This is a genomic window from Nostoc sp., assembly GCF_036917935.1.
In the GTDB taxonomy this organism is placed as follows: Bacteria; Cyanobacteriota; Cyanobacteriia; order Cyanobacteriales; family Nostocaceae; genus Nostoc.
In genome coordinates, this window is the sequence record NZ_JBALEL010000024.1 from 1 (window position 1) to 24541 (window position 24541).

The window sequence follows — 24541 nt, forward strand, 5'->3', positions numbered from 1 at the left end:
GTGGAGTCATTTCTGGCTACATCTTCAGAGTCGAACAAATCATCTGGCTGTGCTTGGGCTAATACGGAATCTGAAGTTTCTCCAAAACTGAAATCTAAAGAAGTTTCTGATAGTTCATCCACAGTATTATCTGTGGTTTCCATCTGAATATAGGTGGAGTCATTTCTGGCTACATCTTCAGAGTCGAACAAATCATCTGGCTGTGCTTGGGCTAATACGGAATCTGAAGTTTCTCCAAAACTGAAATCTAAAGAAGTTTCTGATAGTTCATCCACAGTATTATCTGTGGTTTCCATCTGAATATAGGTGGAGTCATTTCTGGCTACATCTTCAGAGTCGAACAAATCATCTGGCTGTGCTTGGGCTAATACGGAATCTGAAGTTTCTCCAAAACTGAAATCTAAAGAAGTTTCTGATAGTTCATCCACAGTATTATCTGTGGTTTCCATCTGGATATAGGTGGAGTCATTTCTGGCTACATCTTCAAACAGTTGTTGTAGATTTTCATCGCTGTTTTCATCCAAAGAACCGAATGAATTAAGTTCCAGATCAACAGCAGATATCTCTGGGGGCTGATTAGTAAATTCTGGAACAAAATCTAAAGCTTCTGGTTGTTGCGGCTTGAGAATTTCCTCCCCTGGATGCTGTGCGAACAACAGTGTTTCAGTCGTGGGGGTATCGTTGATTGCAGGGGAAATAGTTGAGCTACTTGGTGCTAACTCATCAAATAAATCATCTCCATAATCTGATGAGAATATCAAATCTAGCTGCTCTTGGTGCTGGAAATTGAGATCAAAATCTTCTTCTATGTCAAAACTGGCTATAGGAGAAGGTAGGGGCTGCTGACCATCGGCAAAAATGTCATCAGCTGGCGCAGTAAATAAACTCTCATCTAACGCCCTTTCCAGATTCTGCTCAATTAAGGAATCGAATTCGTCCCTTTCCAGTGTGGTTTCCTGGCTCCAGAAGTTGCTCAGATCATTTTCTGATTGAGAAAACTCAGGTGCTGTTGGTGGAGATGTATCAAATAAATCACCTATTTCTGGTTCACTTGGCAATAGTTGTGATTGTTCATCGATTTCAGCAAACAAGCTGTCCAAAGACAAGTCTGTTGGCTGGGATAATTCTATATAGTCACTAGGGGTAATTTCTTCTACCCAATTTGCATTTTTAGCTTCTGAGAATAAGTTATCAAAACTGTTTTGTTGGTTGGTAGATAGTTCCACATTAGCGATCGCCTCAGTTTCTGGTTGAGTCACTTCGCCTGTAGGTAATAGTTCATGATGATCATCTACTGTCAGTGTCAATAAATCTTCAACCAAATCATTTTTGTTGACACTATTTTGGACAATCTCCCCCGAAGCCTGGTTTGGATCACTAGGAATATCAATAAATTCTTGTAAAATTTCGGAAGAAGATGAGTCTAAATTTATATCAAGTTCGTTAATATCGCTCAACTCTGGAGTCTTAGCAGATGTTTGTTGATTTTGCGGTTCTGAATTCTCTTTTTCTAGGAAATGGTCGCCAAACAACAGAGATAAATCTTCTGTCGTGGCTGTGGTTGTTGGGTGCTGCGCGTTGCTGATATCTTCATTAAAGGAGAGTAAATCAGATAAATCGTTATGAGCGTCCTCAGCGTCAGTGCTGGTGAAATCAATTCCAAAGTCATCAGTGGCAACAATATCTAAGGTTTCTTCTTGATGCCAGCTTTCATCTAGTTCGGGAGTCTCACCTTCAAATAAATCGGCAAGGGTATTTAACTCAGCTATTCCTACCTCTGGCCCATTGGGGTCAAGATTGTTACTGATTGGATGTGCTTCGTCATGTGTGGTGAAAGTAAGACTGGTATGAGTCGCAGCGGTTAGTGGTGTCCCTTGTAACTGTAGATAGGGGCGAGACGCTTGTGGACTCGCTAACGCTGTGCTATCGCTAGTATCCTTGTCTAGATTCAGTTCTTTAGTTGGCTGGGCTAATGGCTCGGTGTTACCAGACAGAATTGGCTTTGATTCTGTCAATACCGCAGACTGTTCATCAAACAAATCAGGGGTAATTTCTAATAACTCAATTTCTGCAAAGCTCAAAAGTGCTTCTAGTTGCTGACTAATTGCAATTTCGGCTTCTCTACCTTGCAGGACTAATTCTTGAGCTTGTTTGATTTCGGTAATGACAATTTTAGCTAAAGTCAGATAAGTATTTTCGGGATTGCCGATCGCACTGGCTGCTGCTTGACATAAACCACACCACTTAGGCAAATTCCAAGTCTCACCAAGTTTGACTAACTGGTAACAGCATTGCTGGAGGTTTTGCCGAGTTGAAGGTGTTGTGGTTTGCTTAAATAGTTGCAACATTTCCCGCAGTGTTTGCAGCACTTGGGCTTGAAACTCGCCCCAATTATTATTGTCTTTAGCGGTAACTGGCGATAGCGCAGCGTTGGCGAGTTCGCCTCCCTTGCGCGTATCGTAGAGAGCATCTCGCACTGACTGGGGGGGTGCTACCAAGTCTGGAGATTCCTGATGGGTGTCTTCTGCCAAACTGGGAATATCTCGCCGCAGGAACATTTCTGTAAGTGTGGAGACATTCTCTACAGAGGTTGTAAGTTCTGTGGCGTCAGGACTGCTGGCTACTCCACTCTTTGCTTGTCCTACAAGTAGTTCCAGATGCTGATACAGCCATTGAAAGACTGGCTCAGTTTCTGACATCAAAGTATTAGCTGCATCTTCAGAAAGGCCATAAGGCCCACTCAAATTTTCTAACAGCGCTTTGAGGGTATCAGATACACCAAGAAATAAAGACTCTAACTTTTGGTCAATCTGAACCGGATTATCTTTGAGAATTTTGAAACAATCTTCCAGACGGTGGGAGGTATGCTGGATGCTAGTCAATCCAAGCATCGCCGCTCCTCCCTTGATGGAGTGAGCCGCCCGGAAGACCTCACTGATCATTTCCGGGTCGTTCAGGGTACCCTCTAAATTCAGCAAGCCTTGCTCAATGGTATTCAGGTGATCCCTGGCTTCTTCAATAAAGTAACCCAAAATCCGCTGTTGTTGTTCCGGCAGCATAGTTTTTTAGTCAAGAGTCATTAGTCATTAGTTATTAGTCATTGGTCATTAGTCATTGGTCATTAGCAAATAACAACAGACAAAGGACAAATGACAATTTATCTGGTTTCCATAGTTTCCACTCGGAAACGTTCAACGGAGGCGATCAAGTCACGGGATACACCTACTAAGTGTTGTAGGGCACCTGAAACTCGCTGTGCTTCCTGGGAGGTTTCTTGGGCGGTCAGTTCTACTGATTGCATTACATGAGCGACGGCGCGGGAAGTTTCAGTTTGTTCCACAGTATCGCTGGTAATGGAGCGCACAAGAATATCGATCCGATTCGCCACTTGAATAATGTTTTCGAGCGATCGCTTGGCTTCTTCTGCCAATTTTGTCCCTTTAATTACTTGTTGTGTGCCTTCTTCCATTGCGGTCATTACAGAGCCTGTTTCGCTTTGGATTTGCATCACAATTTGTTCAATTTCCTTGAGCGATTTAGCAGATTTATCTGCTAGCTGGCGCACTTCATCTGCGACGATCGCAAACCCGCGTCCCGCTTCTCCCGCCCTTGCGGCTTCAATACTAGCATTCAGTGCCAGCAAGTTTGTTCTCGAAGCAATCTGAGAAATCAACGCCACAATTTTAGAAATTTCTTGGGAAGATTCCGCCAACCGCTTTACTTTTCGGGTGGTTTCGGCAACGGTTTCCCGAATTTCTAAAATCCCCGCCACGGTATTTTCTACTGCTTCTCCTCCCTTGATGGCGATCATGCTAGCATCGCGGGCAACGGTTTCAGCTTCCCGCGCCGCTTCTGCTACCCGCTGAATCGAGTCGGTCATTACTTGTACAGAATTCAGCGTTACTGCCAACTCTTCTGCTTGGCGCAAAGCATCACCAGATAAGGCTCTAGCAAAAGTTTCCGAGTTGGTTGCACCTTTTGTCACATCCTTCGCTGCCACTTTTACCTGTTGAACGATATCCCGCAGGTTTTGAATTGTTAGGTTAAAGGCGTCAGCTACGGCTCCCAGTACGTCGGCTGTGACTTCCGCTTGGACTGTTAAATCGCCTCTAGCAGCTCCTTCCACATCATCCAAGAGACGAATCACCTGACGTTGCAGGTTTTCTTTGGCTTCCTCTTGCTCATCGGCTTTGCGTTGGGCTTCACTTGTGGTTGTGAAAATTACTCGCGCCATTTCATTAAAGCCAGTGGATAAATGCCCCAATTCATCTTCGGAATACACTGTGGCTTGAGCATTGAGATTTCCTTGACGTACAGCCTCAAACTGAGCTTGGAGGTCATCAGTTGTGCGCCGAATTTGTTTAAGCGCCAGATTTCCCATGAAGCCTGCGGTAGCAAAACCTGCAATCCCAGCGGCTAGTGACATTGCCCAACCTGTGTTTCGTACTGATTCTCGTTGTTGGGGTGGCGAAAATGTGGTGGCCACAAAGCTAACTGTGGCTACAACCAGCGCTGAGACAATGCCTACACTTCCAGCAATTAACCATTGTTTCCGTTCGATGGAGGCATTCTCTAATGGTGCTAACCATCCTTGCTCGATGCTGACGTTGGGTTCTAGTTTCGAGATATCTGTTTGGCTAAAGACTGGAACGGCTTCATGAGAACCAGTCATCGAGAATAATTCCTCGTCGCGATCGCTAGCTGCACTACCTAAAAAAGCCTCCGCGCTTTGAAGGCGTCCAGTGTCACTAGTTTCTGCTGGAGCAGAATGCATTCCTGCATTACCGAAGTTAGAATCTCCTTCGATCAGGTCAAACCCTGGAATATTGCCTAAATCGTCAAATTCCTCAAAGTCATCTAAAAACTCGATATTGCTTTTAGAATTTTCTCCATTCAGTATATTGTTTGAGTCTTCATAAGAGTTTAAACCCTCTGAGCCAAAGGCAGACTCAAATGCTTCCATATCAAAATTTTCATCGTCATCAAAGCTATTTTGACCGATGAATTCATCTGATTTAAGCTGCTTTTCTTTCCGAGGTAAATTGCTATTTAAAGATGAGGAATCATCAGATAAATTTGGCTGAAAAGCTGACTCTCCTTCTAAGTCTGTTGGTGTTAACCAATTATGTGCTTCGGTTTCAGGCAAATTATCTCGACTGCCGTATTCCAATTTATTATTTGTTCTTGGCGAATCATTTCTAAGTTCTTCTGCAACAATCAGTAAAGTTTCGTCTCCAAAACGAGATTTTTTATATTCTAAATTTCCCATACTCTGCTCTGGAGGCTTTGGCTCACTCAACAAATCAGGGAAATTATTCTCGCTATTACCAGTTTGTGAATTAGAAGATGAAGAGTTATTATTGTCAATAGTTAAATTTCCGCGATCAGAATTTATCTGATTATCTGAGAATTGACTATTTCCTAATGATTCTTCCTGAATCTCTTCTGAAATACCTTCCTGCCAAAAAGCAGGCAACTCTAATTCTGTGTTCTCCTTCCAGTTGTTATTTGAGTCTTCTTCCTGTGATTCTTCATTCATTGCAAAAGGGTCGTCACCAAAAGCTGTAGAAGAATCTGATATTTTTTCTGTTCCAATACTATCTTCTGTGGGCAGATCAAATGGACTTTTTGAAGGTATATCTTCAACGCCATTCACACTTTCTTGATGCTCTCCAAAAAAGTTCAAATCAAGGTTATCGCTGTCAAAGTCCTCACTAGCGTCCAAATTTTCTAATTCTGGTTCGCTATATGCCAGTACATCAGACATCTCTGAGGAATTTATTTGCTCTTGACTTCCTGATGTATCAACCTCCCCACCGAATGACTGTAAATATTGATTGATATTCTCAATTCCATTATTGGCAAAAGCAATAATTTCTTGATCGTCAGTCAAGCCTAATACCTGTTGATATTCTTCTTTTGCTACATCGTACTGCTGTAAAACATAGTAGATGTGACCCCTTAACAAATGGGAGTTGGGGTCATCTGGTAAATTTTGCACCACTTGGTCAACTAAAGTGGCGGCAACCTCATAATTCCTTTGAACGTAGGCGGTCATCGCCTGTTGATATGTTGGCTCGAAATTATCAATACTTGCTGCCATTTCCTCCTCCAATTTCATCCTGCCCACCTAGCACTCCGTAAAATTGCCATTTGATCGAGCAGTAGTAGACACTGATTGTTTTTAGCACCTAATGACCACTCTCCACGTAAAAAGGGAGCCATAGTGTCTGGAACATTAGCTGGTGGCATCAGATTCTGGACATCCAACCAGTCCATACCACCGATTTCCTCTACTGCTAAACCCACTATTGTGTCTTGCTCTTCAATGGCAATCACCGAAATTTCAGCTCTATCCGTGTTTAATGCACTTGCTTCCCCTAGAAATTGACCCAAATCAGCCACCCAAATAACTCGACCTCGTAAATTTAGAGTACCCAAAAGTAAAGGAGAAGCATTAGGAATCGGGGTGATTCTATCAGGACTTAGTTCAATTACCTCCCGGATGCCAGTTGCTTGTAGTGCAAACTCCTGATGCGAGGGAATGTAAAACCTCAAATGTAACTCACCTTCAGGACTTTCTACTTGTAATTCTGGTCGAAAGTGGTCTTGACCGCTGCCACTTAAAAAGTCCGGTTTGCTGACCATGTTGTTTTTATCCTTATCCTCGCAGCAGTTGTTTGACTGTTCCTACCAACTCGGTTGGTTGAAAGGGTTTGGCTATGTAGGCGTCTGCACCCTGTTTCATCCCCCAATAGCGATCAAATTCTTCGCCTTTGGAAGAACACATCACCACCGGGACATTTTGGGTTTTTGGATCGGATTTCAACCGCCGACAAACTTCGTAGCCGTTCATTCGGGGCATGACAATATCCAATACCACTAAATCGGGAGGTGCTATTTGAATTGCCTCCAATGCTTCTAATCCGTCACTGGCATGGGTAACTGTTAGGCCAGTTGCTTTCAGGAGGTCTGTAATCATCTCCCTTTGGGCAATACTGTCTTCCACAATCAGAACTGTGCTCATAAGTGTCTATTTACCTCCTGATTTAGACGTTCCTAATTGGAACATTCCCTGACTCCTCCGCAAGTATTAACTGTATAAATTAATTCTATGTTCTCACTATTTTCCTGGGTCTTGACGTTTCACTCAGTTAGCTGACTCTGTGATAACATCTTTTAACTCATCTTTTAGTAGATCAACAAATCTTCGATCTCTTTATATGCCCCATAGATGAGAGAGATGACGGAAAAATAATCAATGCCCCATACCCAATGCCTCATACCCAATGCCCTATTTTCATTGGTTGTTGATATATTTCTCCACGAGCATGAGTAACTCAGTGTCTGTAAATGGTTTTGTTAAATAATCTGTTGCCCCAACCATCCTAGCTTTGACTCGATCAATAAACCCATCTTTGGCAGTAAGCATGATAATCGGTGTGAGCCGAAATGCTGTTGAATGTCGCAGCATGGCGCAAACCTCGTACCCCTCTAATTCCGACATAGCAATGTCGCATAAAATTAAATCCGGTTTGAGTTGAAAAACCAGACTGAGTGCCTCTAAAGGATTGGTGAGAGCGATCGCTTCATAACCTTGTGGTTGTAAGATGGAATTTATAGTCTCACCGATGGCGATCGCATCGTCAATACATACTATCCGCCCCCTCTGTTTTCCCTTCAATTCCCAGCTATCTATGTGGGTATCTGGTTTATTTGTCTCTGAATATACTAGCTGTAGCCAACTTTTTTGCACATAAGGATATATTGCCTTAGCGACTGTCAAAATGTCTCGGTTGAGATAGCGAGCCAGTTGACGCAAGGATGTTTTACCATCGGCCCAATGTTGTAGCTTATTCACGGTTGCTTCTGGCAGGGAAGATTGTAGCTGAACTTTGTCAGATAGCACTGGCAATTGTTCTGGAGACTGAATGTGTGGATAGAATTGCTTCCATTCTTGCACCTGCTTTGTAATTTTTGTCACAAATGGAGCAATCTCGAAAGTATTCAATTGCGGGGCAAGTGCCACACCATGATGGAAAATGAAGTTACCTTGGTGTAAACTCAGCAGGTCAAAAAGAGTTTCATGCACCAAGCCCTTAATGATACTACCAGCTATCTTTGGGTTGATGATATTCCGCTCCAAGAGCGCCCAAAGATAGGCATACTCTAGCGCGTCGGTTGGTGGTAGGGAGGCAATTTGTTTGTCGGTGAGTTGCGTCTCAACTCCGTAATGACGTAAATAATCGCTAATTCTGGATAAATTACTCTCGCCTTCTTGGCAATAGATAATTTGACCATTCAAGAAAAAGACGAACCAAGACTGTTGTTTAGGGCGATAAATGCTTGCTCCCTCTCCACCCAGTTTGTTGTTATGGTGAGAGCTATGAGCTTCCACCCATAATTGCCCAGTTCGTTGTCCCAACTCAATTAATTGCAGGATACTGCAAATATCAATTTCATTTAAATTTCCCTGCATTTAGCTAAAAAGTACTCCTTAAGTATTGCTGAATTCTGAATCGTGAATTATGACTTATTCTTTAAGTATTGATTATGGAGTATTGAAAAGATTTTTACTCTGTTCTAATTGTCATTAGGGAATACATTAAGCTATAAACCTTCATCTTTCGTAATACACTTTGACAAAGCTAGTGTTAACACGGAAGTCATCATCACTGTCATCAGTACAAAATATAAAGGCGCGACCTGGTAGCTTCTATTAAGTATCAAGACGAAATCTCGCGTCTATAGTTTTGTCTGTCTTGTTCTCTTAGACCTCGGTTGAGTGAGACAAGTTAACAGAATTATTTAAGGTATATCTCAAAACACGAACTTTGAAGTGCATCAATAAAGGACAAACGGTGTGCTGTATTTAGCAGAAGTACAAAAACAGAAAGGTGGTTTACTTGGTGGTGGTGCGAAAACCGAACTGAAACTGCTAGCTTGTCAGCGAACTGACCAGAATTGGAGTACTGTGTCGGAAGAAGTGATTGCCGCTGAGGACGCAAGCAAATTAAATGATGGTGCTTTGGTACTAGTTGAAGTGAATCCGAATCGTCAAGTGCAGCGGGTTCAAGAAGCAGGGCGTCCACTCGTCAACATTTTGCAGAATTTTTCTCGCCAGTTGGAAAAATTCAAGCTCAAGGAAGATGAGATTGATCAGTGGAAACAGTCACTAACGTTTCAGGCGCAAGAGTTGAATCGCCGTGAAATGGATATGGAAGTACGGTCGGAACAGTTGCAAGAATTGGAGGATGAGGTGCAACACCTGGAGGAGCAAAAACAGGAAGTTGACACCTCGCGCCAGGAAATTGAACGATTGCAAGCAGAAATTGAGCGCAACCGCCAAGAGTTGGAAGGGGCTTGGGAGCATTTACGGGGTGAGCAGCGTCGCCTAGAAGAACGTCAAGCGGATTTTAAGCAAGGGACGGTTTTGGATGAGGAGCAAAGTCGAGTCATGAGTGAGTTACTCGATCGCTTGTCTAATCGGGTTGCTCCCACAGAAAAAGTCAGAGAACACCTGCATCTAGCCTTTGAATTGGTCGAAAAGCAGCAAGCTACTCTTACCCCGCACTGGCAAAAACTGGAGGAGGAAAAAATTGCGATCGCTCAACAGCAAGAAGAAGTTGAGCTATTGTCACAAACCTTTAGCGATCGCCAAAATGCGTGTGAAGAAGCACAAAATTCTCTAGTTCAGCAAACAGCCCAATTGCAGATAAATACAGCAGACTTTACGAGCAAGCAAGAGTATGCTCGGATCATCAAAGAGCAGTTACGAAACGCCGAAGAGTTATATCAACAGATTCACTCTTTAGCTGTAACATCTGGTGATGTAGTTCTCGGTCAGCAAGTTGATGTGGAAGCTTTGGAGAAAAAGCCTTTAGAAGAACTACAAAAAATAGTGCAAGACTTGCAATATAAGGTGGAAATAGACGCTAGCTTTGTTCACGATCAAGAACAAGAACTAAAATATAAACAAGAAGCTATAGAAGAACTCCAAACTAAAATAAATGCTGCATCTGACCATGACCACATTAATCTGGAACTGGAACTAACGGATGAGAAAGACCTCTATCAGATGCTGAATTCCAGTTTGGTGGGACAACGCCGCAATATGCTACAGCATCAGAAGTTTCTTAAGCAACACCAAGCTGTATTGCTACGGCGACAAGGACATACTGTTGTTGATCAACAAGAGGGTAATAAAGTTAATTTAGAACCAATTCTGTTACAAATTGAAACCCAGCGACAACAATATTCACAGGAAATCCAAAAGCTGGAACGTGAGATTGAGCAGATTCGTTCTGGTATTGAGCTAAATCAGGGAATGATTGACAATCAAACTCACGACCTAGATGAAAAGCGCCAAGAACTGAAAGCGATCGAGGAAAACTTGCTATCCTTACGAAGAACAACTGCTGAATGCTGTGGTCGGGTAAATCTTTATCAAGAAGCACTACAACCAATTCAGGATTCTTTAGATGGATTACGGCAAAAGCTGCAAGGAATTGGAGAATCTTTGGATCAATTCCAGGAAACTGGTGATGATCAAGTCCAAGCGATCGCTCAGTTGCGTCATACTCTCCAGAGTTTAATGCCTCAGCCAGAATTACTAGCGTCATGAAGAGTGCTGAGTTAGGAGGGGCGCAAATACGTCCCTCCTAACTATTTCAAACAGATCCAGTCGCCTTCTACTTGAGCGATCGCACTACCAAGAAATGGATCAGTTTGCGATCAGGCTTCAGCCCTAACTTATTTTTTTGGACTAAAGCCCAACTACAGACTTAGTTATTATTCCATAAATAAACTAGATTCTACATGAAAAAACTCTCCCAGCTTACGCGCTTGTTCTGTATTTATCTTCTCTTGTCCATTTAAAATATTATCAACCAAATCTTCTGTTCCTAAAACCGCTACTAAATCATCTCTACTTCTCTCAGATTCTTCTAAAATAAATAACAACATAGATACAGGATTCTTCTGCTGGCTTGGCTGATAATATTCTTGTTCAAACTTTTCAATTAAAGTAATTAATAAGTGATAAAGTTCATCTTCTTCTGGGGTGCGTTCCCGGTGCATTAAATCTTCCACTATCCCTAAAGCTTGCTCATTCTCAGCTTCACTTTTTATCAGCTTGGGAAGATAAGCTGTTAATAATTCCTTGTATTTATCTGGATTAAAAGTAAGGGTCATTCTTCCAGTTCTCCTTATCGTATTCCGCATGGGTGAGGATATACTTAATATAAATTAACTGCCCTTGATAATCTATACTAACAATCAAGCGATATTTATTTCCTTTAATATTGAAAACTGTAAAATTACCAACAGCTTCAGCTTTCGGAAAAACCTGTTGTACTTCAACTAAATTTGACCATTTCGGTTTAGTGGCAACTTTATACCAATTGTTTAATGCTTCCTGACAATCTGCATGGTTTTCTGCATATTCTCTTAATATTCTAAAACTAATAATGTGCATCGTTCCTGATCGCAAAAAGACTTTAAGAGGTTGTTTGAAAAGTGGTCGGCTGTGATATCAGGCACTTATTGATCCCCCCTAGCCCCCCTTAAAAAGGGGGGAAACGGAATCAAAGTCCCCCAATTTATCGGGGGATTTAGGGGGATCTAAGAGTATTTGATACATCACTAAGGACTTTTCAAACATCCTCTAAACAACTATTTCAAACAGATCCAGTCGCCTTCTACTTGAGCGATCGCACCACCAGGAAATGGATCAGTTTGCGATCGGTTAGGCGCTATAATTAAAGCCGTTAATTTTTCGATGTGTTCAAAACTCGCTGCGTCAGTCAGTATTTGCTGCAATACCTGACGCATCACCCGACGTTGCAGTGCCAATGGCGCTTTCTGCAATACCCGACGATTTAACCTCAAGGGAAGAAGAGTAAAGGAATCTTCTTCATCCCCAATGCCCAATGCCCCATGCCCCATGCCCATTTCCATAGCCTTTTCCCGTAACTGCTGGGCAGCTGTTTCTAAATATTCCACTTCTGCTTGTAAAAGTTCTGCTGTTTGGGCTAAGGCTGATTCTACTTGGGGGTTGAAATTATCTCGCAAATATGGTAATAATTCTTGGCGAATGCGGTTGCGGGCATATTGCAAATCTTGATTGGTGGAATCTTCCCAAATTGGTAATTTAAATTCTTGACAAAATTGCTCTGTTTGTATTCGAGTGATTTCTAAAAGTGGACGCACTAACACAATGCCTGTAGTTAGGGGGCGTTGCCAAGTTAGGGCTTGTAAGCCGTCAGCACCAGTACCGCGAATTAAATTGTAGAGGAGAGTTTCGGCGCGATCGCTGGCGGTGTGCCCTGTAACTATATATTGATAATTATTTGCCTGAGCGATCGCACTTAAAGCTTGATAGCGCCAATCGCGTGCAGCAGCTTCACTATTTATCGGTTTGTTCGCTGTTTCTAAATAAAAGGATATACCCCAAGTTTTAGCTAAGTTTTCGACGTGGTGAGCATTAGCTTGGGAATCAGAACGCCAGCGATGATCGCAGTGAGCAATACCTAAATCCCATCCCCATTTGGGTTGTAAATCTAAAAGTAATTTTATTAAACACAGAGAATCTTGTCCGCCGGAAACAGCGATTAATAGTCGCTGGTTGCGCTCAAATAAGTGGCGCGATCGGATGGTGCGATGTATTTTTGCGTGTAGGGGAGTCCATACCATTTTGTTTTTTCGCGCACACAGACAAAGATAATTTTCTATTATATCGGTGTCTACCAACGTGCATCGAAGGTTACAATTTTGCGATTAATTTTCACTTTCCTTGAGTTGCTGCCGAAGGTCGTCGAGCGGAGAGTTTTGCTGCTTGATGTCTAATCCATTACCTTCGATTTCAGTTTCATCAGGGCAAAATTCTAGACGTACTCTAATTTTACCTGTTCGCCATTGTTGACCAGGTATTAAAACACAACATTCAAATCCTTCCCCAAATATTCTTGACCCTGAAGATGTACAGTGTTTTGCCCAAATTTTCTTGACTTCCTTTAATAACTGAAACACTATTTGAGTTTGGGGTAAATTTTCAAACGCTTCTTGGTGAAAATGCACAACATCATCATCAGGATTTAGAGGTTCCCATTCATCATTCATAATCAATTTCCTGTAACTAAATTTATAGTTCCCAATAGATCGGAATTAATTGTTTAGATTTATAGCAGGGAACAGGGAATAGGGAACTCTTAACAGGCTTGAAAGTCTCTTGGTGTCAGTGTTTTCTGATTAGCTGATGTCAACCGCTACCTGGCAACTGCTATAACTTGCAGCCACAACTTGTTTAACTGTCACCACTGAGTTAGGGGAAAGTCATGAAAAGTTCTAAGTATTTAGTGCTGAGTAGTGATAATCAGGCTGAAGATGAGGCGATGAAGATAATTTACTCATAACTGAATCTGTGCTAATTAAAACTTAGTATATGTCTCCCACCCAAGGGTGAAGGACATTATACATCATAAATTTTTGTTGTAATTAGTGCAGGGTAGAGCTAGCGTAAAGTGGGTAATTTGACAATCTTTAATACTCAAACTACTTAGCGTATAGTCATAATCTGTCCGCACGCAAGAAGAACGCAAGACACTTAATATATGGTTCAGAATCTCGAAAGAACACGCCAGAGTGCAAGGTTTCCAGAAACTGCACCGGCTGCTAATCCCGTATTTTTTAGAACTTATAGCCGCCGATCAAAGGCGGGACTAAGGGAAACATGGGATGAGGTATGCGATCGCACTCTACTCGGCTTAGTCGAGTTGGGAAAGTTAACTCAAGAAGAAGCTGCCACACTGGATAAGATGCAGCGCAACTTGAAAGCTATGCCCAGTGGACGCTGGCTATGGGTTGGTGGTACAGACTGGATAACCAAGCCAAAGAACTTTTCCGGGGCTTATAATTGCACCTCTACCAATCTCGAAGACTGGAGTGCCTTCGGATTAATGATGGATTTAGCAATGATGGGATGTGTGCGATTCGTTGGCTAGAAACCAATCTCTATAAGGGTTGGGAGGATTAGCCCCAAGGTAAATCTACCCTAACAGGTAAGAACCTTGAGAACTTGATAGTCATGTTGGTGACATCGAAGTGAACAAATGTCAAAACACTCACAACCATAGAAATATCTAATGGTAAAGTCTGTAAGATATAAGATAAACCGATGAAGTCCAACCCCCTAAGTGCAAGGGTGAAAGCACTTTCCCCACGGTAGCGACTAGCCATCAATCTGTGAAGCGGGAATGAACGGTGGTAAGAAGCCAGCCCAGGCTTCAACTCCAACTAGCAGGAGAGTATGGTTAGCGAAAGCGAATCTATGTCTGAATCATCGTGATCATCTAAAACAGCCTAGTGGACTAACAGGCTGTGCCAAAAGGCAAGGGTAGAGTGACCGGATTTACACCCGTCTGGTCTGCACCACTCCTAACCCCGGTGAACAGTAGGAACCTAAACTCTCAATCAATGACTATCAGGAACGAAGTAACCACATAGTTTCTCTCAGGAAGGTCGATCCCTGAGTAGGTGCTAACCGGATGAAGTATGTGGCGAGATTGAGTCAGAAGCTAACGCCTACGGTAATGCGTAGGATACGCTGACGGACTCACGGGAAACAGATATATGTAAGTACAATTAGCAATGAAGACGACTAAAACGAGTTTCAAGACTACGGCGGTATGGAACAACATCAACTGGAAGAAAATCCAGAGGATGGTGTTTAAGTTGCAAAAGCGCATACATAAAGCTGCTCAACGTGGTGATGTCAAAGCAATGCGACGACTCCAGAAAACCTTGATGAAGTCCTGGTACGCCAAGCTTTTAGCAACGCGACAAGTAACCCAAGACAACCAAGGCAAGAACACGGCAGGGGTGGACGGAGTAAAATCTCTTGGATATGCTCAACGCCTAATACTAGCCAACAATCTAGGAACTACTGGGAAAATAAAACCAACCCGTAGAATCTGGATTCCCAAGCGAGGAACAGACGAAAAGCGACCTCTGGGAATTCCCACAATGGCAGACAGAGCAAATCAGGGACTGACCAAACTAGCCCTAGAACCAGAATGGGAAGCCAAGTTCGAGCCAAATAGTTATGGGTTCAGACCGGGACGGGCAGTACATGATGCCATCGAAGCCATTTACTTAGCAATACATTGTAAAGCTAAGTATGTCCTAGATGCCAACATCTCCAAGTGTTTTGACAACATTGACCATCAGAAGCTACTGAGCAAATTAAACACATACCCATCCATGAGACGGTTAATCCGTAACTGGTTAAAAGCTAGTTTTATGGATGGACGGAACATATTCCCAACAGAAATGGGAACGCCACAAGGTGGAGTTATTTCCCCACTGCTGGCGAATATCGCCCTCCACGGTATGGAAGAGGTCATTAAGGAATATGCTAACTCCCTACCTACTTGCAGGAATCATGGGAGAAAACAAAACCGCAGCGCCCTCAGTTTAATTCGCTACGCAGACGACTTTGTAATTATTCACGAAGATATCAATGTTGTGTTAGGAGCAAAAGCTGTAATTGAAGGCTTCTTAAAAGACATCGGCTTGGAGCTAAAACCAAGTAAGACCAAAATTTGTCACACCTTTGAAGAATATAAAGGGGAAAAACCTGGATTTGACTTTTTAGGTTTTAATATTCGACAATTTCCAGTCAATGATGGGATGAGTGCAAAAGCGCCAAGGTCAGGAAAAATCCTTGGATTCCAAACAATCATCCAACCAAACAAGAAAGCAGTACAGCGCCACTATAAGGTTATATCTGAAATCATAGACTCCCATAAAGCAGCACCGCAAAAAGTGCTTATCCAGAGACTCAATCCCACTATTCAAGGATGGGCGAACTACTACTCATCCACTTGCTCAACTGATACTTTCAGTGATTTAAATCACATGATGTATACCAAACTGACATCATGGGCAAGATACAGGCACCCGAATAAAGGTGCTAAGTGGTTAGTTGAGAAATACTGGACAACAGTAGGTGGGGATAACTGGGTGTTTGGTGACATTAGCCCAGACACAGATGAAAGATATATTCTGTCAAAGCACACATGGATTAAGATTGTCCGCCACACCAAGGTTAAAGGCGATGCTTCACCCTTTAACGGTGATTTCGTCTATTGGGGAGCAAGAACTGGAAAGAGTAAAGAGATTCCCTCTCTACTTGCAAAAATTCTTCACAAGCAGAAAGGTAAATGTGCTTATTGCGGTCTAACGTTTACAACAGAAGACCAAATTGAACTTGACCACATTCTACCAAGCAGCTTGGGCGGAAAAAGAAAGTTCGATAATATTCAAGCATTGCATAGACATTGCCATGACAAAAAGACAGCCACAGGTGGCAGTCTCAGCAGTTCCCATGACAAGGGTATGTTTTCTGAGGAGCCGGATGAGGTGAAAGTCTCATGTCCGGTTCTGGAGACGAGTAGCATTCGTGAGGATGTTGCTTAGTTTAATGGTACTGGAGCCGTCCTAGAACCACAATTTATTAACAAGTTGCCTCCGATTCGTAATCAACTGAATGTGACTGTACAAGGTGAAATTGGCAGCACTCCTGTCGAACAACGACGTGAATATACTGAAACTCATATAGAAGGCAATAACGTCACTATTCACGTTGGAGATAGCCGTGAAGGTTGGGTTGAATCATATCAAATCCTATTAGAACTCTCCACTGATGAACAATTTTCAGCAGAAGTTGAAGTATTAGTTAATATCAGTGATGTCCGAAAAGCAGGAGAAACTCTCAACGGTTTTGGAGGAGTTGCTAATCCTGTAAAATTGCCCGGACTTTATCAGCGTTGTGCATCTATTCTGAATAAAGCTGTAGGACGGCAATTAAATTCAGTTGAATGCTGTCTGTTAATCGATCAAGGTGCTGTAACAATTGTTGCAGGTAATATCCGAAGAAGTGCGGGGATGCGTCAGTTTGATTTTGGCGATGGTCTAGCAGCTACCGCCAAAGATAATTTATGGCAGCAAGATGAAAGTGGCAACTGGCGAATCGATCCAGAGCGCGATGCTCTAAGAATGGCAAATCATACCAGAGTTTTTCACCGCAAGCCGACCTTAGAAGAATGTATTGGTGCTGTCCGCAAACAATATTACAGCGGCGAGGGAGCGATTCAATGGGCTGGTGAAGCCGTAGCGCGATCGAATATTGATTTGCTGTCAACTCCTAACTTAAAAATTGAGTTCTTAAAAGCTTACGAACAAGGAATAGCAAAACAGTGGTTCAAAGAACGTTATCCAAATCTTGATGCTAATGAGCTAGAACATCGTTTGCAGCGATATGCTTTAAATCCATGCGGAGAAATAGTAGGCGCTAACTTCCACTGTGTAAGTGGTGATACTTTACTCATCACTAGAGATGGAATACATAAAATCAAAGATGTTGTCAGAGATGAAATTGAGATTTGGAATAGTCAAAAATGGAGCCAAGTAACACCATTTAAAACTGGTAGCGATCGCAAACTGTATCGAGTTAAATTTGCAGATGGTACTTACTTGGATGCAACCGAATATCATCGCTTCTTTGTGAAAGATAGATTTGATCAAGAATACAAAGAAGTACAAACGAAGGATTTGATGGATGTTAGTAGATATGCCATTCATACTGAGCCTTTTACTATTCAGTATGAAGATGGATTAAACATCGATCCAAGTTATGCCTATACTTTGGGAATAGCTGTAGGAGATGGAACTACAGACCAAAATGGTAATGCCAAAGTTAGACTTTATGAACAGAAAGCAGCTTTATCTTTAATCGGAAGTAAGTCTCCTGAAAGAAACTATGACTACTTCCCGACTTTTACAGATGTAACAGACTTAGGTTTTTCTGGAGAATTTTTAAAGAGTTTAAAAATCAATCCAGACTCACTGAATGTAATTGCTAGTTGGAATCGCCAAGCGATTTTGCACTTTATCGCTGGTTTAGCGGATACAGATGGCACAAATACACATAGCAATGGCATTAGGATTTACATCTCTGATTATGAACGTGCGTATCGAGTGCAGTTATTACTAACTAAATGCGGTATCCGTTCTTCTTTAAATCTTTTAGCTCATAAAGGATCAGTAACTAACTATGGTGTTCGCAGTCAAGATTTGTACTACCTGCAAATCACTGACTGTAGGCAAATCCCTTGCCAGCGTTTGGATGTAAGCAAAGGGTGTGACGCCAAATACAAAGGTAAATGGCAAATAGTTAGAGGTGTGGAAGAATTGCCAGGTTTACACGATACTTATTGCTTCAATGAACCGGAACATCATAAAGGAGTATTTGGTAATACCCTAACTGGCAACTGCAATTTGTCAGAGGTTCACCTGAATCAAATCGATCCACATAACTACAAAGAACAAGAGGAGGCTTTCACTGCTGGGGCGCTATCTGTAGCAGCACTTTTAAATCACAAATTCCTGGAACCACGCTATCAATACAGCCGTGAATTAGACCCGATTGTCGGAGTTTCTTTTACAGGTTTATTTGATTTCTTTGTCCATGCTTTTGGTGTTGATTGGCTGCGCTGGTGGGAAGCAGGAAGACCCGCTACTGCACAAGGATTAGCTTTCAAGCGTCAGGAAGAGAAATATTTAAGTTCTTGGAGAGATATTGTACATCGGGTGGTTTGGGATTATTGCGATCGCCATAATCTCAAGCGTCCAAATCGCTGCACCACAGTCCAACCCAGTGGCACTAAGGCTTTATTAACTAATGCTAGTTCAGGATGGCATCCCCCGAAAGCGCAAAGATTTATTCGCCGGATCACCTTCGGCAAAAATGACCCAGTAGCCTTAGCTTGTATTGACTATGGTTACAACGTCATTCCCTCTCAATCAGACAAAGATGAACAGGGCAATTTGCTTAACGATCCCTTTGATTCACGGGTGAGTGAATGGCTAGTAGAAATCCCTGTTTCTGTAACTTGGGCTGATTTATCAGGGGCTGATGAAATTGATATTTCTAAGTTTTCAGTTTTAGCCCAATTTGATTTTGTCCTCCAGGTTCAGCGTTGGTACGTGACTCACAACACATCAGCTACTTTAGAACTTCGCTCTGATGAAATCGAGACTTTGGGGCAGCGCATCTACGAAACCATCCAGAATGATGAAGGATATATTTCAGCAGCTCTTTTAGCCCGTTTTGACGATTTGCAATCATTCCCACGTTTGCCATTTGAACCAATAGATAAATCAACCTACGATCGCTTGACTCAAGAGGTGAAAGCGCGGCGCAAAACAGATGACTTTTGTGCAGTACTAAGCCGCTACGATTCCGGCGAAATGACAGAGGCTGGCCCTAGTGGTTGTGATTCTGACAAGTGTATGTTTCCCGATCTGCAACCAAGTTCATAAGGCGGAATGACTGGGGATTGGGGACTGTAAAGCAGAGGAGAATAATCAATCCCCAATCCTCAATCCTCAATCCCCCTAACACGTTACGATCAATTAAGAAGTAATAATTTTTTACGGCAGTGCCAGGAGTCTCTTAATGTTCATTAATGAATTGTCACCTATATTCAGAGAATTTACTCAGCATCCAGTCTCATTTGTGGGTGGGTTATTCTCTGGTGTGCTTCGGCTCAATCTTGCAGATGATCCCGTTAAAGGCTGGTTAGATAAACAGATCCGCTCAAATAGTTACACCAGCAGCACAACAGACGGACATAACGGCAAAGCCACTGGCCCTCAGCAGATTTCGATTGACTAAAGACTCCAACCACAGATGGTTGAATTTACTACAAAACAGGGAATCAGTGCTGCCGTCGGCAGCGCTGATTCCTACTTTCTACAATAATTATTTTACTTTTTGGAAGTTACTTAAACGCAATACTAGACTTTTAATCTTATTACAAAGATACTAAAGCCAGGTCTATATAGCGGTTCTCAGTTGAGTAGGTACAAGAACCCCACCCCCAACCCCCTCCCCGCTCTTCGAGAGGGGACTATGATGTATCTCATCTGATTAGGAAACGCTATAAGCATCGAAACATGGAATCCCTAACCTCTCGTATGCACGCGGTACAGTCGCCAATTATTCCTGTGGTTGGGGAACTGATTAAAAACTCTCCTGGAACAATCTCTCTAGGACAAGGTGTTGTTTCTTACAACCCACCACCTGAATCCAGAGAATTTTTAGCCAAATTCCTGGCCGAACCCGCCAATAATTTATACAAATCAGTTGAAGGAATTCCCCCCTTACTGACAGCACTTGCTGAAAAATTGCAAGCTTTCAACGGCATTGAAATCAACCGGGAAAACTGCATCGTTGTGACAGCAGGGAGCAATATGGGATTTATGAATGCCATTCTTGCGATCACTAACCCAGGCGACGAAATTATTCTGAATACGCCCTACTATTTCAACCACGAAATGGCGATGCCTGCGGCGGTAAACTACGCAATGGCTGGCTGTCATGCAGTATTAGTGGCGACAGATGAAAATTACCAACTGCGCCCAGAAGCGATCGCTCAAGCAATTACTCCCAAAACACGGGCTGTGGTGACAATTTCACCAAATAATCCGACTGGAGTCGTGTATTCTGAAGTAGCATTGCGCCAAGTAAATCAAATTTGTGGCGTTCAGCGAAGCTGTGCCGAAGGCACTCGCAATATTTACCACATCAGCGATGAAGCTTATGAATACTTTAGCTATAACGGGGTAAAACACATTTCACCTGGTGCATTTACTAATAGTAGCGAGTACACCATTTCTCTCTTTAGCCTTTCCAAAGCATACGGTTTTGCCAGTTGGCGTATTGGCTACATGGTAATTCCCAAACACTTACTTGTCGCCGTTAAAAAAGTCCAGGATACAATTTTGATTTGTCCGCCAGTCATTTCTCAATATGCAGCTTTAGGGGCATTGCAGGCGAAAGAGGAGTATCTGAAGAGTCATATAGGAGCGATTGCTCAAGTACGCCAACTAGTATTAGACTCCCTTAATCGACTACAAGGCTTATGTAGCATTATCCCCGCCAATGGCGCTTTCTATTTTTTCCTCAAAGTTCATACCCAGATAGATGCTTTTGAATTAGTTAAAAGACTGATTATGGAACATAAAGTAGCAGTTATTCCAGGTACAACCTTTGGCATGGATGACGGATGCTATCTCCGTGTTGCTTATGGGGCGCTGCAAAAAGAGACGGCAAAAGAAGGTATAGAGAGATTAGTGCAAGGTTTGGAAACTATAGTTAGAAATTAGGAGTCATCCAATTCCTGCCTCCTTCAAGAAGGCGTTAAGCTGTGTTAGCGTACCTCGTCCGCAATCCCAAATATAAAATTCAACAGATGTCAATTATTAATAAGTTAATTGAAATTGCAACTGAGCCAAAAATTAATATTCATAATATCACCCCACAAATTCAAGATTTTATTGCCTCAACATCCATTAAAAATGGACAAGTTTTAGTATTTTCTCGACACACTACAACAGCGTTAGCTATCAACGAAAATGAAGTCAGATTATTAGAAGATATAAAAGTGTTCTTGCAAAAATTAGCACCTGAATCAGACAGCTATTTGCATAATGATTTGCATTTAAGGGATGTCCCGGAAGATGAGCCGATTAATGCTCACTCTCATTTAATGGCAATGATGCTGGCCACTAGTGAGATAATTCCCATTGTTGATGGTAAATTAGCTTTGGGAACCTGGCAATCTGTGTTGTTTTTTGAGTTGGATGGCCCGCCCAAAAGAACGGTATTTGTACAAATTTCTGGCGAATAATGCAATTTAAAACCCGCAATCCTCCCAGGAAAACCTAAATCTGAGAGAATTACGAACACGATCAACAAGTGTATCAGTTGAATTTCCCTACAGCAATTAAAAACCTGAAAGAATGTTTTCCAGCATCACCTTCCTTTCCACAAACCAGGACTTTCGTTGTGTCAAAGACAGACGCAGTTATACCAATTTTGGATTTTAGATTTTGGATTTTAGATTAAACATCTTTACCAAAAGTCTGTTCCAGGAATGTCCAACATACTATCTATCTCAATTTGGTATTAGTTATGAAAAATAACGATAATTTTGTATTACGTAATACTTGGTACTATGCTTTGCCTAGCGGTCAAATCAAGCCAGGTATGATGATCAGCCGCATTTTCTTGGGAGAACCAGTCCTGTTAATTCGCGATCGGGATGGCAAAGTGTCTGCGATGACAGACATTTGTCCGCATCGTGGTGTCCCCTTAAGTTGTGGTAAATTCGATGGGCAAGAAGTGGAATGCTGTTACCACGGTTGGCGCTTTAACTCTGGTGGGCGCTGTACTGCGATACCTTCTCTTGTAGAGGAGCAGCAAATGGATTTGAGTCGCTTTGACGTGCAGTCATATAGTGTTCGTGAAGCCCAAGGGAATATCTGGATATATATGACTGATCCCGATAACCCTCAACCGGCTTCTGAGATGGAGATTCCGGTAATTCCAGGGTTTGATGAGCGTTCACACCAGTTCGTAAAGGTCGTGAAATTCCCCTGTTTTATAGATCATGCAGTAGTAGGTTTGATGGACCCGGCTCATTCACCTTATGTTCATCGCGCCTGGTGGTGGCGAAATGAGCAACTGCATGAGGAAGTAAAGCAGTTTGATGCTTCGCCATACGGCTTTACGATGCGACGACACCGATTACCAGCGAATGGGGGTCGATTATACTGGCTGATTGGCGGTGGTGTGCCAGAAACGGAGATTTCCTTTCGCTTACCTGGAGTCAGAATCGAAGAAACCACCATTGGCAATCATCGAGTCGTTAATTTGACAGCAGTTACACCGATTTCAGAGACAGAAACTGAGGTAACTTTTGCTCTTTACTGGACACTTTCTTGGGTGGGCTTTTTCAAGCCACTGTTACATCTGCTGGCACGGACTTTCATTGGCCAAGACCGAACGGTTGTGGAAAAACAGCAGCTTGGTCTGAAATATAATCCTGTGCTGCGGCTGATTAAGGACTCAGATATGCAGGCGCAGTGGTATTACCAGTTAAAGCGAGAGTATGCTCGATCTGTCGCTGAAAGACGAGAATTTGTGAATCCTGTCAAGGGTCAAATACTCCGCTGGCGTGCTTAAATTACCTAAATCGGAGAGAAGGCTCCCGCCATAATCTTCTCTACGAGACGCTGCGCGAATGATTTGGCGGCGAGATGAATCGAGGGGGAAAAACGAAACGTTCTCCGACCATAGCTGGCTACAAGCCAGCGAGGGAGAGGGAACAGTTGAGTTTTTCGCAAATCTATGTTCTGCTTTGCGTTAATGTATGTGACGTAAATATGCTGGTATTCGAGGCCAAACTTGAGGGAGAAGACGGACAGTATCAAGCGCTTGATGAAGCCATTCGTACTGCTCGCTTTGTTCGCAATGCAAGCCTTAGATACTGGATGGACAATAAGGGTGTTGGGCGATACGACCTTAGTAAGTTCTGCGCTGTCCTTGCCGCCAACACAGAGTTTCCTTGGGTGTCCAAGCTTAATTCGATGGCAAGACAAGCTAGTGCTGAAAGGGCGTGGTCTGCCATTGCTCGGTTTTTTGATAACTGCAAAAAAGCTAAACCAGGAAAAAAAGGATTTCCAAAGTTTAAGAAAGAACAGACTCACGGATCTGTAGAATACAAAACCTGTGGGTGGCGACTTTCACCGGAACGCAGGCATATCACTTTCTCGGATGGATTTAAAGCGGGAACCTTCAAGCTCTGGGGAACTCGTGACCTGCATTTCTACCAACTTAAACAGTTTAAAAGAGTGCGGGTTGTGCGTCGTGCAGATGGTTATTATTGCCAATTTTGCATTGACCACGAACGAGTTGAGAAGCGAGAAGCAACGGGTAAAACTATTGGTATCGACGTGGGATTGAACCACTTTTATACAGATAGTAACGGGGAGACGGTTGCTAATCCTAGATATAATCGGCAAAGTGAAAAGTCTTTGAGACGACTGCAACGCCGGATGTCTAAGACTAAAAAGGGTTCTCAAAACAGAATTAAGTTTAGAAATAAACTTGCGCGTAAACACCTCAAAGTAAGTCGCCAGCGTAAAGACTTTGCTGTAAAAACAGCAAGGTGCGTGGTGAGGTCTAACGACCTTGTGGCGTATGAAGATTTGATGGTGCGGAATATGGTCAAGAATCATCGCTTGGCTAAATCTATTAGTGATGTTTCCTGGTCATTGTTCCGTGAATGGGTTGAGTATTTTGGTAAAGTGTTTGGCGTGGTGACAGTTGCAGTGTCACCCCACTTCACCTCACAGAACTGCTCTAATTGTGGGCAAGTTGTGAAGAAATCTCTTAGTACTAGAACCCATTCTTGTCCTCACTGTGGACATATCCAAGACCGTGATTGGAACGCAGCGCGGAACATATTAGAAAAAGGATTGAGTACGGCGGGTCACGTCGGAACTAACGCCTCTGGAGACATCGACCTCTGCATGGGTGGGGAAACTCCTCTAAGTAAGTCGGGTCGTGGAAAGAGGAAACCCAAAGAGCGATCTTTGGAATCCCCCGCTATATCAGGTACGAGGGTTTAGCGGT

18 protein-coding genes and 1 pseudogene are annotated in these 24541 nt (G+C 42.7%); 9 read left to right on the forward strand and 10 right to left on the reverse strand.

The features are described 5' to 3' along the window. From V7K62_RS10430 to V7K62_RS10450, 5 genes are all read right to left on the reverse strand, one after another. Nucleotides 1-3059 (reverse strand): Hpt domain-containing protein (locus V7K62_RS10430; protein ID WP_334863863.1); only part of this gene is annotated, 3059 nt, incomplete at its 3' end. Nucleotides 3060-3157: 98 nt separating this feature from the next. Then, nucleotides 3158-6103 (reverse strand): methyl-accepting chemotaxis protein, encoded by a 2946-nt coding sequence (locus tag V7K62_RS10435; RefSeq protein WP_334863864.1) that lies wholly within the window; start codon nucleotides 6101-6103, stop codon nucleotides 3158-3160. 14 nt (nucleotides 6104-6117) lie between these two features. Beyond that, entirely contained in the window at nucleotides 6118-6648 is a 531-nt protein-coding gene (locus V7K62_RS10440) for a chemotaxis protein CheW (RefSeq protein WP_334863865.1), read from the reverse strand. Nucleotides 6649-6661: 13 nt separating this feature from the next. After that, nucleotides 6662-7027, reverse strand: a complete 366-nt coding sequence (locus V7K62_RS10445; protein WP_069073698.1) for a response regulator transcription factor — start codon at nucleotides 7025-7027, stop codon at nucleotides 6662-6664. Nucleotides 7028-7300: 273 nt separating this feature from the next. Beyond that, on the reverse strand, nucleotides 7301-8479 hold the full coding sequence (locus tag V7K62_RS10450) for a response regulator (protein WP_334863866.1): 1179 nt from the start codon (nucleotides 8477-8479) through the stop codon (nucleotides 7301-7303). Nucleotides 8480-8863: 384 nt separating this feature from the next. Here V7K62_RS10450 and hmpF point away from each other — a divergent pair, with 384 nt between their 5' ends. Further along, complete coding sequence (gene hmpF / locus V7K62_RS10455; protein ID WP_334863867.1) at nucleotides 8864-10624, forward strand: pilus motility taxis protein HmpF; 1761 nt, start codon at nucleotides 8864-8866, stop codon at nucleotides 10622-10624. A 167-nt stretch (nucleotides 10625-10791) separates the two neighbouring features. Here hmpF and V7K62_RS10460 read toward each other — a convergent pair whose 3' ends face one another. From V7K62_RS10460 to V7K62_RS10475, 4 genes are all read right to left on the reverse strand, one after another. Next, complete coding sequence (locus V7K62_RS10460; RefSeq protein ID WP_334863868.1) at nucleotides 10792-11193, reverse strand: helix-turn-helix domain-containing protein; 402 nt, start codon at nucleotides 11191-11193, stop codon at nucleotides 10792-10794. Further along, complete coding sequence (locus V7K62_RS10465; protein WP_334863900.1) at nucleotides 11177-11476, reverse strand: type II toxin-antitoxin system HigB family toxin; 300 nt, start codon at nucleotides 11474-11476, stop codon at nucleotides 11177-11179. The genes V7K62_RS10460 and V7K62_RS10465 overlap by 17 nt, the downstream gene beginning before the upstream one ends. 197 nt (nucleotides 11477-11673) lie before the next feature. Next, on the reverse strand, nucleotides 11674-12693 hold the full coding sequence (gene tilS, locus V7K62_RS10470) for a tRNA lysidine(34) synthetase TilS (RefSeq protein ID WP_334863869.1): 1020 nt from the start codon (nucleotides 12691-12693) through the stop codon (nucleotides 11674-11676). Between the two features lie 84 nt (nucleotides 12694-12777). Then, nucleotides 12778-13119 (reverse strand): KGK domain-containing protein, encoded by a 342-nt coding sequence (locus V7K62_RS10475; protein WP_334863870.1) that lies wholly within the window; start codon nucleotides 13117-13119, stop codon nucleotides 12778-12780. A gap of 491 nt (nucleotides 13120-13610) precedes the next feature. Between V7K62_RS10475 and V7K62_RS10480 the strand changes: the two are divergent. Further along, a pseudogene (locus V7K62_RS10480) lies at nucleotides 13611-13982 on the forward strand (ribonucleoside-triphosphate reductase, adenosylcobalamin-dependent); the annotation flags it as partial. 46 nt (nucleotides 13983-14028) lie between these two features. Here V7K62_RS10480 and V7K62_RS10485 read toward each other — a convergent pair. Beyond that, nucleotides 14029-14235: a hypothetical protein gene (locus tag V7K62_RS10485; RefSeq protein WP_334863871.1), complete on the reverse strand. Its 207-nt coding sequence runs from the start codon at nucleotides 14233-14235 to the stop codon at nucleotides 14029-14031. Between the two features lie 411 nt (nucleotides 14236-14646). Between V7K62_RS10485 and ltrA the strand changes: the two genes are divergently transcribed. The 7 genes from ltrA (at nucleotide 14647) to V7K62_RS10520 (ending at nucleotide 24537) form a co-directional block, all read left to right on the forward strand. Beyond that, on the forward strand, nucleotides 14647-16476 hold the full coding sequence (gene ltrA, locus V7K62_RS10490) for a group II intron reverse transcriptase/maturase (protein ID WP_334863872.1): 1830 nt from the start codon (nucleotides 14647-14649) through the stop codon (nucleotides 16474-16476). A gap of 36 nt (nucleotides 16477-16512) precedes the next feature. After that, entirely contained in the window at nucleotides 16513-19380 is a 2868-nt protein-coding gene (nrdJ, locus tag V7K62_RS10495) for a ribonucleoside-triphosphate reductase, adenosylcobalamin-dependent (RefSeq protein ID WP_334863901.1), read from the forward strand. 136 nt (nucleotides 19381-19516) lie between these two features. Then, complete coding sequence (locus V7K62_RS10500) at nucleotides 19517-19735, forward strand: hypothetical protein (RefSeq protein ID WP_334863873.1); 219 nt, start codon at nucleotides 19517-19519, stop codon at nucleotides 19733-19735. A gap of 281 nt (nucleotides 19736-20016) precedes the next feature. Continuing rightward, nucleotides 20017-21228, forward strand: coding sequence for a pyridoxal phosphate-dependent aminotransferase (locus V7K62_RS10505; RefSeq protein ID WP_334863874.1), 1212 nt, complete (start codon nucleotides 20017-20019; stop codon nucleotides 21226-21228). Between the two features lie 86 nt (nucleotides 21229-21314). Further along, on the forward strand, nucleotides 21315-21752 hold the full coding sequence (locus V7K62_RS10510) for a secondary thiamine-phosphate synthase enzyme YjbQ (protein WP_334863875.1): 438 nt from the start codon (nucleotides 21315-21317) through the stop codon (nucleotides 21750-21752). Between the two features lie 284 nt (nucleotides 21753-22036). Continuing rightward, nucleotides 22037-23089 carry an aromatic ring-hydroxylating dioxygenase subunit alpha gene (locus V7K62_RS10515; RefSeq protein WP_334863876.1) on the forward strand — a complete coding sequence of 351 codons (1053 nt, stop codon included), beginning with the start codon at nucleotides 22037-22039 and terminating at the stop codon, nucleotides 23087-23089. Between the two features lie 200 nt (nucleotides 23090-23289). Then, nucleotides 23290-24537 (forward strand): RNA-guided endonuclease InsQ/TnpB family protein, encoded by a 1248-nt coding sequence (locus tag V7K62_RS10520; protein WP_334863877.1) that lies wholly within the window; start codon nucleotides 23290-23292, stop codon nucleotides 24535-24537. Nucleotides 24538-24541 lie beyond the last annotated feature (4 nt).